Origin of the sequence: Actinomadura sp. NPDC000600, from assembly GCF_040492135.1 — a bacterium.
Classification (GTDB): Bacteria; Actinomycetota; Actinomycetes; order Streptosporangiales; family Streptosporangiaceae; genus Spirillospora.
Genome location: NZ_JBEUPD010000017.1, coordinates 192,664 through 201,164 on the forward strand (window position 1 = coordinate 192,664; position 8,501 = coordinate 201,164).

Annotated in this window: 8 protein-coding genes; all 8 read right to left on the reverse strand. The window is 75.5% G+C overall.

All coding sequences use genetic code 11. The annotated features are described in order from the left end of the window. Nucleotides 1–7: 7 nt before the first annotated feature. A complete protein-coding gene (locus tag ABWI07_RS24745; protein WP_353819948.1) occupies nucleotides 8–1,117 on the reverse strand; it encodes an AAA family ATPase in 1,110 nt (369 codons plus the stop codon). Continuing rightward, complete coding sequence (gene pnuC / locus ABWI07_RS24750; protein ID WP_353819949.1) at nucleotides 1,114–1,761, reverse strand: nicotinamide riboside transporter PnuC; 648 nt, start codon at nucleotides 1,759–1,761, stop codon at nucleotides 1,114–1,116. The genes ABWI07_RS24745 and pnuC overlap by 4 nt, the downstream gene beginning before the upstream one ends. Nucleotides 1,762–1,804: 43 nt before the next feature. Beyond that, nucleotides 1,805–2,536 (reverse strand): anti-sigma factor, encoded by a 732-nt coding sequence (locus tag ABWI07_RS24755; RefSeq protein WP_149262350.1) that lies wholly within the window; start codon nucleotides 2,534–2,536, stop codon nucleotides 1,805–1,807. Further along, nucleotides 2,533–3,120, reverse strand: a complete 588-nt coding sequence (gene sigK, locus ABWI07_RS24760; RefSeq protein WP_149262351.1) for an ECF RNA polymerase sigma factor SigK — start codon at nucleotides 3,118–3,120, stop codon at nucleotides 2,533–2,535. Before sigK ends, ABWI07_RS24755 begins: the two co-directional genes overlap by 4 nt. Before the next feature lie 65 nt (nucleotides 3,121–3,185). Then, on the reverse strand, nucleotides 3,186–4,574 hold the full coding sequence (locus ABWI07_RS24765) for a High-affinity nickel-transporter (RefSeq protein ID WP_353819950.1): 1,389 nt from the start codon (nucleotides 4,572–4,574) through the stop codon (nucleotides 3,186–3,188). Next, entirely contained in the window at nucleotides 4,571–5,881 is a 1,311-nt protein-coding gene (locus ABWI07_RS24770; protein WP_353819951.1) for a tetratricopeptide repeat protein, read from the reverse strand. Before ABWI07_RS24770 ends, ABWI07_RS24765 begins: the two co-directional genes overlap by 4 nt. Continuing rightward, nucleotides 5,881–7,440 (reverse strand): DUF4331 domain-containing protein, encoded by a 1,560-nt coding sequence (locus tag ABWI07_RS24775; RefSeq protein WP_149262353.1) that lies wholly within the window; start codon nucleotides 7,438–7,440, stop codon nucleotides 5,881–5,883. The genes ABWI07_RS24770 and ABWI07_RS24775 overlap by 1 nt, the downstream gene beginning before the upstream one ends. Nucleotides 7,441–7,703: 263 nt before the next feature. Next, nucleotides 7,704–8,501: dihydrolipoamide acetyltransferase family protein (locus tag ABWI07_RS24780; protein WP_353819952.1), on the reverse strand; the 798-nt coding region annotated here is incomplete at its 5' end.

Sequence of the window (8,501 nt, forward strand, 5' to 3'; positions counted from 1 at the left end):
CGAGGGCCTAGGGGGTCAGCGGGGCGCTGAACCGCCAGCCGTCGGCGAGCAGGGCGTCGGTCGCCTCGACGGCGGCGGCCAGGCGCCGTTCGTGGGGGCCCGTCACGGTGATGTGGGGAAGGCCCCGCTTCTCCAGTTCCTCCCGGAAGCGGCCCGACATCCACGACCTGATCAGCTCGCCGTCGCGCCAGCCGTCCTGCTCGAAGGGGACGCCCTCCGGATCGGTCAGGATCCACAGGTGGTGCGGGGTCCGCGCGTGGACGGCCTCTACCTCGGGGGCCGGGGCGCCGAGGTAGCGCTCGTGCCAGAGGGCGGTCGCGAACGCGTCGGTGTCGCAGACCAGCAGCGGCGAGCCCGACCGGGCCGCCGCGTCCTCCATGGCCGCGTGGCGCTCGGCGATCTCGGTGAACTCGGCCGACTCCCACACCAGGTCGTCCAGCCACAGGGACGGGTCGCCCGCCCGCCGGCGCGCGGCGGCGAGCTTCTCCTCGGTGAAGGTCCGGCCGTACTCCGGCACCCACCGGGTCGCCTCCCAGACCCCGCCCCGCCCGGCGTAGTGGGCGGCGAGCGCGCGGGCCAGCGTCGTCGTGCCGGTCGACTCGGCGCCCACCACCACGACCCTGCGCGCCAGGTGCGCGCGGACGGGCGGCGATAGGAACTCCCAGTTCCCGGCGGGGTCGGCCCGCACGGCGGTGCCGCTCACCGGGAAGCGCTCGCGCGGCGGGTCGACCGGGACGTGGACGGCCGAGAAGCGCACCGCCAGTTCCGGCCCGTACGCCTCCGAGCTGAACACCGCGTCCACCGGGGGGACGGACGCGCCGAGCCCCGACCGCATCGCCAGGCCCGCCCGGAACGCCGCCACGTGCGCCGACCAGGCCTCGTCGGACTCGTAGTCGATCTCAGCGTCGTCCACCACCGGGACGATCTCCACGTGCGGCTGCCGGTGCGCCTCGCGCAGCCACGCCGTCCGCAGCGCCAGCGGGATGCTCTCCACGGTGGACGCCGCGACGACCACGCTCACCCGCGCGCAGGCCGCGGCGGCAGTGTCGATCAGATGGTGGTGCCCGGCGTGCGGCGGGTAGAACTTGCCGATGACGAGGCCGTGCTCGTGCGTCACGCGGCGGCCGCCGGGGCGAGGGGCCGCCCGCGCAGGTCGCGGCGCCAGGCCAGCAGCCCGGACACGCACAGCGCCAGGAAGACGATGTAGAGGACGCCGGTGAGCTTCAGGTCCTTGTAGAAGTACAGCGGGATGTAGACGAGGTCGGCGGCGATCCACAGCCACCACGACTCCAGCAGCTTGCGCGACTGCCCGTAGGTCGCCATGAGGGAGAGCGCGGTGGTGAGGGCGTCCCAGAACGGCACGGTGGAGTCCGTCCAGGTGGCGAGGGCCCAGGTCAGGAACGCGGTGCCCGCGGCGCCCGCGGCGATCAGGGCCGCCCACTCCGCGCCCCGCGTGCGCCGCACCGGGAGCCGGTCGCGGCCGTCCCCGCCGTACAGCCACACCCACCAGCCGTAGAGCTGGAGCGCGACGTAGACGACCTGGAGCCCGGCGTCGGCGTAGAGGCCGCCGTCCAGGAACACCAGGCCGAGCAGGATCACGTTGGCGATGCCGATCGGCCAGTTGAGGATGTTCTGCCGGACGACGAGCCACACGTTGACCGCGCCGGTCGCGAAGCCGAGCAGCTCGGCCCACGTCGTGGGGACCGACCCGAGGTGGAAGGCGGGGTCGAGCAGCGGACCGAGCGGGACGTTCACCGACATGCCCGCAATGATCACATATCGTCAGACAGACGACAAGGGGGAATCAGGTGATGCCCAGCAGGACGATCGGCGTGGTCGTCGGCCGTGCGGACCCGCCGGCCGGCTCGACGGTCACGCCGAGCCTGTCCCGCGGAGTCCACGTCCCGGCGACGACCGGGCGCCCGGGGTCGCCGGGCAGCAGGCCCGCCGAGCGCGGGCCTTCCGCGCCGATCAGCCACAGCTGGTACGCCTTCGAGGACGGCAGCGCCCGCAAACCGGACGACGCCACGACCACCCCGCCGCGCGACGCGGACGCGACGATCGTCACCGTCCCGCCGCCCGCGGCCCGGCCCGTCGCCGCCCGCGCGTCAGGCGCCGACAGGACGGACGCAACGTCCCGGTAGGCGGACTCCGTCCGCTCCACGCGCTGCCGTTCGTGGACCGCCACCCCGACGGAGGCGGCCGTCACCAGGCACGCGGCCGCGGCCAGCCCTGCCACGGCGGCGCGCCGCCACCGGCGCGGCCGCAGGGGCCGCACGCCCGCGGTCCGGCGGGGGGAGGCGGGCGGCAGCTGCCGGACGTTCCGGACGTCCGCCAGCACCCGGGCGCGCAGCCGCGGCGGCGGGGCCTCGGCGACCGCCATGCCCAGCCGGGCCGCCGTCGCCCGGAACTCGCGCAGCTCGGTCGCGCACGTCTCGCATCCGGCGAGGTGCTCCTCGAACGAGCGCCGCTCCTCGGCGTCGTCGATCGCGTCCAGCGCGTACGCGCCGGCGAGGGCGTGCAGGTCGTCCGTCACCGTTCCACCCCCAGGCAGTCGCGCAGCCGGATGATGCCGTCGCGCATCCGGGTCCGCACGGTGTTCGGCGGCGCGCCCACCAGCGCGGCCACCTCACGATAGGAGTGCCCGCCGTAGTAGGCGAGCGTCACCGACTCGCGCTGCAGGTGCGTGAGCGCCCCCAGGCAGCGCCGCACCCGCTCGTGCTCCAGCCGCGCCTCGACCCGCTCGCCCACCGGGTCGTGCGCGCCGCCCGGCCCGGGGTGGACGGTCCTCGCCTCGCGCTCGCCCGCGGCCTGCTCGCGCCGCACGCGGTCCACGGCCCGGCGGTGCGCGATCGTCAGGATCCACGCCATCGCGCCGCCGCGGGCCGGGTCGTACCGGGCGGCGGACCGCCACACCTCGATCATCACCTCCTGCGTCACCTCCTCGGCCATCGCCGGATCGCGGACCACCCGCCGCACCAGCCCGTGCACGGGCGCCGCGACCGCGTCGTACAGCACCTCGAAGGCGCGCTCGTCGCCGCGCGCCGTCCGGGTGAGCAGCATGTCCGCGTCATGCCCGGACACCGTGCCCCCGTCCGGCGGTCTCGTCTCTGCCGGCATGCCGCGCTCCCCTCCGTAGGCCGTCCACCCGGCACTACGCATCCGCGGCCGTTCCGGGTCGGAGGTCACGGCACCAGGCTCCGCAGCGTGAGCCCGAGCCCGAGGACCACGACCGTCGCGGACGTCCCTATCGGCATCATCGCGCCGGGAAACCGCGGCCGCATGGCCGGAATGCGCCGCGCCAGGGCGCGCGCGGACCCGGTGACGAGGAGACCGACCGCCATGAGCGCGGCGGCGAGTCCGAGCCCGTAGGCCAGCACGAGGACGACCCCGAACCAGGCCCGTCCGATCGCCGTGCCGCCGACCAGCACCACCACCGCCGACGGGCTCGGCACCATGCCGCCCGCCAGCCCCATGAGCACGACCCCGCCGCGCCGGGAACTCGCCTGCCCGTGCCCGTGGTCATGCCCGTGCCCGTGCCCGTGCCCGTGTCCGTGCCCGTGTCCGTGGGTGTGGTGGCGGTTGCGCAGGGCGCGCCGCAGAAGCAGCGCCCCCGCCGCCGTCACGAGGACGCCGCCTGCCGCCCCCAGCCACGGGAACAGCGCCTCGGGCGCCAGCAGCGTCCCGGTCGTCACGAGCAGGCCGAGGGCCAGCACGCCGGCGGTGTGGGTGAGCGTGACCGTCAGGCCCAGCGCGAGGACGTCCCGCGTCCGGCGCCGCCCGTCCCCGATCGCGTGCGCCGCCATGATCGTCTTGCCGTGGCCGGGTGCGAGCGCGTGCAGGGCGCCGAGCAGCAGCGCGAGCAGGAACGCCAGGGCGGCGAAACCGGGGGTCAGGTCGTGCCGCGCGACCAGCGACGTGAACCGCTGGGTGAGCCCGTCGGCGCCGCGCGGCAGCAGCCGCCCGGGACCGCCGCCGGAGGCGGGGGCCGCGAGCGGCGGCCCGCCCGTGCGCACGTCGAGGACCGCCGACCGCCGGTCCAGCGGGGAGGCGAGCATGTCCGCCGGGTAGGCGGCGAGCCGCCTGCTGCGCGAGGACTCCGGCACGTCGGACGCGGCGAGCGTCATCCGGTCGCCCCGCGCGGTGACCTCCCGCCAGCCGACCCGCCCGTCGCCCCCGCCCGCGCGGAAGACGATTCTCCCGGGCCCGGCGGGCGCGGTGATCCGGCATTCGAGCCGCAGCGTCGGCAGCCCCGCCTGCCCGCGCGGCGCCGACGCGGCGGCCGACGCGACCGCAGCGGTGGCGGCGCGCCCGTCCACGGTGACGCGCAGGGACGAGGCCGCCCGCGCGCAGGCCCCGCCCGCCCAGGCGGCCAGCTCGCGGCTCGACGGGCGCCCGTCGCGGTCGGCGTCGACCTCCGGCATCGCCTGCGCGGCGGGGATCTCGGCGAGGTCCTCGACGTGGTCGATCCGCAGCTCGTGCGGCGCCGCGACGAGGCCGTCGTAGTGGTTGACGGTGAAGTTGCCGAGGGGATGCGCGGCGAGCATCCCGGCGGCGAGCGCGAGAACGATCACGACGCCCCCTCCAGGTCGTCCAGGGCCGCCCTGGCGCGCGGCGCCCACAGCGGCGAGAAGCGCGGGTTGCGGCGCAGCGCCTCGGCCAGGTCGCGCCGCGCGGCGGCGCGCTCGCCGGCGGCCTTCTCGATGGCGCCGAGATGGAACCGGAACGACGCGCGGCGGTACCCGGTGGCCGTCGCCTGGCGGGCGTAGCGGAGGGCTTCGCCGTCCCGCCCGTTGACGTGCAGCGCCCAGGCCAGCGCGTCCGCCGCGTGCACGCCGCACTGCCGCACCTTCGGGCCGGGGCAGCGCCGCCGGTACTCGGCCCGCGCCGCCCGCAGCGCGTCCCCGGCGTCGCCGTGGTCGCTCTCGGACAGCGCGGTCTCCAGGTCGGCGTCGACGCCGTTGGCCCTGGCGATCCGCGCCCACGCCGTCGCGACCGCGTACTGCCGCTCCGCTTCGTCGCGGCGTCCGGCGGACTCCAGCAGCTCCCCGTACTCGGTGAGGTACTGCGGCAGCGGGAGCCGCCGGACGATCTCGGCCCGTTCGGCGAGCGCTCCGGCCGTGTCGCCCCGCGCGGCCCTGACGCGGGCGTCGCCGTCCATCGCGGGCAGGTGGCCGGGGGAGAGGCGCAGCGCCTCGGCGTACTCGCGGCGCGCGCGGTCGAGGTCGCCGTCGTTCCAGGCCAGCTCGCCGAGCTGCACCGCGATGTAGGCCAGGTCGCCGCGGTCGGCGGCGGAGGCCCGCGCGAGCCCCAGCACCCGGCGCGCCTCCGCGACCTCCCCGCGCAGCTCCCGCACGTACGCGAGCCGCGTGAAGATCGGGATGCCCGGGCGGAGGGCGTCGGCTCGCCGGGCGGCGGCCAGGGCGTCCCCGTAGCGGCCGAGCTCCACCAGCGCGTCCACCCGGACTGCGGCGGCCCGCTGCCCGTAGGCGTTCGCCTTGAGCGCCCGGTCCGCATACCCCAGGGCACCGTGGAAGTCGTGGCGCGCCGCGGCGAGCGCGCCGAGCCCCGCCAGCGCGCCGTCGTTCTCGGGGGCCTCCCGGAGGGAGCGGCGCAGCACCTCCTCGGCCTTCGGGTAGTACGTCGGGTCGGCGGTCACCCGGGCCTGCTCCACGTACGCGAGGCCGAGGGAGGCCCAGCCCGCGGCGTCGCGCGGTTGCTCGCGCAGCCGCTTCTGCAGGCCGGCGATGCCCGAGGCGGGGGCCCCGGCCGGGGCGGCCGCGGCACCCTCCCCGGACGGGCGTCCGAACGCGACCGCCGATCCGAGGGTGAGCGCCGCGACGAGCCCCGCCGCCGAGGCCCCGGGGAGGACGGGACGCATCAGCTCTCGTGCCGTCCCGCGGCGGGGCGCCGTCGCCGCAGCCACAGCAGCCCGCCGGTCAGCACGAACGCGCCGGCACCGGCGGCCGCCGCGGGCAGCAGCGGGCCCACTCCGCTCCCGTCGTCCGAGGTGCTCTCGGTGGCGCCCGCGTTGAGGAAGTTCACGGGGCCGCCTTCGCCCTTCCGCGCCGAGCCCGCGGCCTTCGTCCCGGGCTTGCGCGCGCCGCGCACGTCCGACCCCGAGTGCGGCTGCGCCACGTACGGGAAGCTCTTCTCGAAGGCGGCGTCGTTGGCGTTGACCGCATCGCCGAGGTCGTTCTTCTTGCCGAGCAGCTCACCCTCGACGGCCTGGAGCGAGATGTCGATCACGTCGTCGGTGAGCCGCCGCCCGTTGGGGAAGCCCGCCTTGTCGCCGCCGAGCACGCCCAGGCGGTCCGGCTTCGCGGCCGGTCTGACCGAGGTGTTCAGCCGCAGCAGCTCGGCCGGGCGCACGTGCGCCGGCTGGTTCAGCCCCGGCACGCCGGTGAGGAACGCCTGGACGAGGTCGTTGCGCGGCCCGGGCGGCGCCGGGATCTTGTAGATCTTCTCGATGAGCTTCGGCAGCTCGGGATCGGTGACGAACCCGGCGAACTGCGCGTCCTGCCAGGGGGTGGACGCGTTGAAGGCGTCCTTCCTGCCGCGCGGGATGACCACCTCGTTCACCAGCGGGCTCCCGAGCCGCGACACCTGCGCGTACCCGCCGGACGCGGAGAGCCGCGACACGGTCGAGTTCACCCCGATCACCGGGTCCTTCCCCTTCACGAGGTGGCGCGTCGGGATCTGCAGCGCGACCGTGTTGACGTTGTAGCCGCTCAGCGTGTCGTTCCCGACCTCCTTCAGGTTCGCGCCGTACAGCAGGTCGAAGACGCGCAGGTCGAGGAAGAACGAGTCGTCGGCCTGCCCGGCGAAGGAGGTCGTCCCGTCCCCGAGCGGCTTGACGGCCTGGCCGCGCAGCTTCGCGTAGTCGGGCATGGACGCCTTCCCGACGTTGGACGGCGCGACGGGCGCGTTCTCGGCGAGCGTGTGCACGCTGCGCACCCGGCCGCCGGTCCGGCGGACCAGCGTCAGGTCGTAGGTTTGCGTGAAGTTGAGGTCGGGGTCGTCCAGGCTCGTCACCGGCCCGGTGTTGTAGAGGAAGGTGTTCGCGTTCTTCAGCCGGTCGTGGAAGCGGAACCGGTAGGTCAGGTCGGGCAGCGAGTCGCCGTCGTTGTCGACGTTCAGGTCGTACCGGGCGTCCCGCGCGAACTTGTAGAAGTTCGGCCCGCCCGCCGGGTCCTGGAACGGGATGAAGTTCGCGATCAGGGTGGTGGTGTCCGGCTTGTCCGGACTGACGAACGCGTAGACGTCGGTGTTGTCGTACTGCGGCTGCCCCGAGATGAGCGGCGCCTCGCGGTGGCTGGACGCGGTGCCCCGCTTCGGCGCGAGCCCGGCGAACCCGCCCGCGCACAGCAGGCCCCCGGCGGCGACCATCGCGACGACCCGTGCCCTGGACGTTCCCCCGGCTGGATGGAGTGTCGGCATCGTGGAACCCTCGCCGGTCTCCGGGTGCCCGCCGCGGCGGCGCCTTTCCGTGGCGCTGGGCTGCGTTGCCGCGACGCCGGATCGACCGGTCTCTTCGCCATGCCCGCGGTTACTTCGCACCCCGTGCCGGATCTGATTGGTCCGTCCCGCCCTCTGGCCGGATACGGCCACCGCTGAACCACCGCGTCATGCTCTGACGCGGAAGGCCCCTCGCCGTCCTCGGCGGGGGGCCTCCACGATGCGTGCTCGGCTACGCGACTCGGCTACGCGACGATGAGCAGCGGGTTCTGGAGCAGTTCGGCGAGGCGGGCCAGGAACCTCGCGGCCGTCGCGCCGTCGGTGGCGCGGTGGTCGACCGAGAGGGTGACCGCCATGCGCTTGCCGGGGACGACCTGCCCGTCGCGGACGACGGGCTCGTCGCGGACGGCGCCCACGGCGAGGATGGCGGCCTCCGGCGGGTTGATCACCGCGGAGAACGAGTCCACCCCGAACATGCCGAGGTTGCTGACGCTGAACGTGCCGCCGCTCATCTCCCGGGCGGACAGCTTTCCGTCGCGGGCCTTCCCGGCGAGCTCGCGGGTCTCCCTGCCGATCTCCGAGACGCTCTTGCGGTCGGCGTCCCGGACGACCGGGACGACGAGGCCGTCCTCGACCGCCACCGCGACGCCGACGTGCATCCGCTTGTGGAAGAGCAGGTTCTCCTCGGTGTAGGAGACGTTCACCGCCGGGTGCTCGCGCAGCGCGGTCGCCACCGCCTTCACCACCAGGTCGTTCACGCTGACCTTCGCCGGGGCGAGCGCCTCGTTGAGGGTCGCGCGGAACGCCAGCAGGGCCTCGGCGTCCACCTCGCGGTTCAGGTAGAAATGCGGCGCCTCGCGCTTGCTCTCGGTGAGCCGCCGGGCCGCCACCTTGCGGAAGCGGTTCAGCGGGACGGCCTCCACGTCCGGGTCGTCGGCCCGGTCCTGGACGGCGGGGGCCGCCGGGGCGACGCCGAGCCCTGGGACTACCTCGCCGCGTCCGAGGCGGTCGACATCGAGCATCCGCTCGTCCAGTCGATCGCC

Bases quoted from the DNA above. Each gene is read 5' to 3' on its own strand.
- pnuC (WP_353819949.1), bottom strand. From the start codon at position 1,761: ATGTCGGTGAACGTCCCGCTCGGTCCGCTGCTCGACCCCGCCTTCCAC.
- sigK (WP_149262351.1), bottom strand. From the start codon at position 3,120: ATGCCGGCAGAGACGAGACCGCCGGACGGGGGCACGGTGTCCGGGCAT.
- ABWI07_RS24770 (WP_353819951.1), bottom strand. From the start codon at position 5,881: ATGCGTCCCGTCCTCCCCGGGGCCTCGGCGGCGGGGCTCGTCGCGGCG.
- ABWI07_RS24775 (WP_149262353.1), bottom strand. From the start codon at position 7,440: ATGCCGACACTCCATCCAGCCGGGGGAACGTCCAGGGCACGGGTCGTC.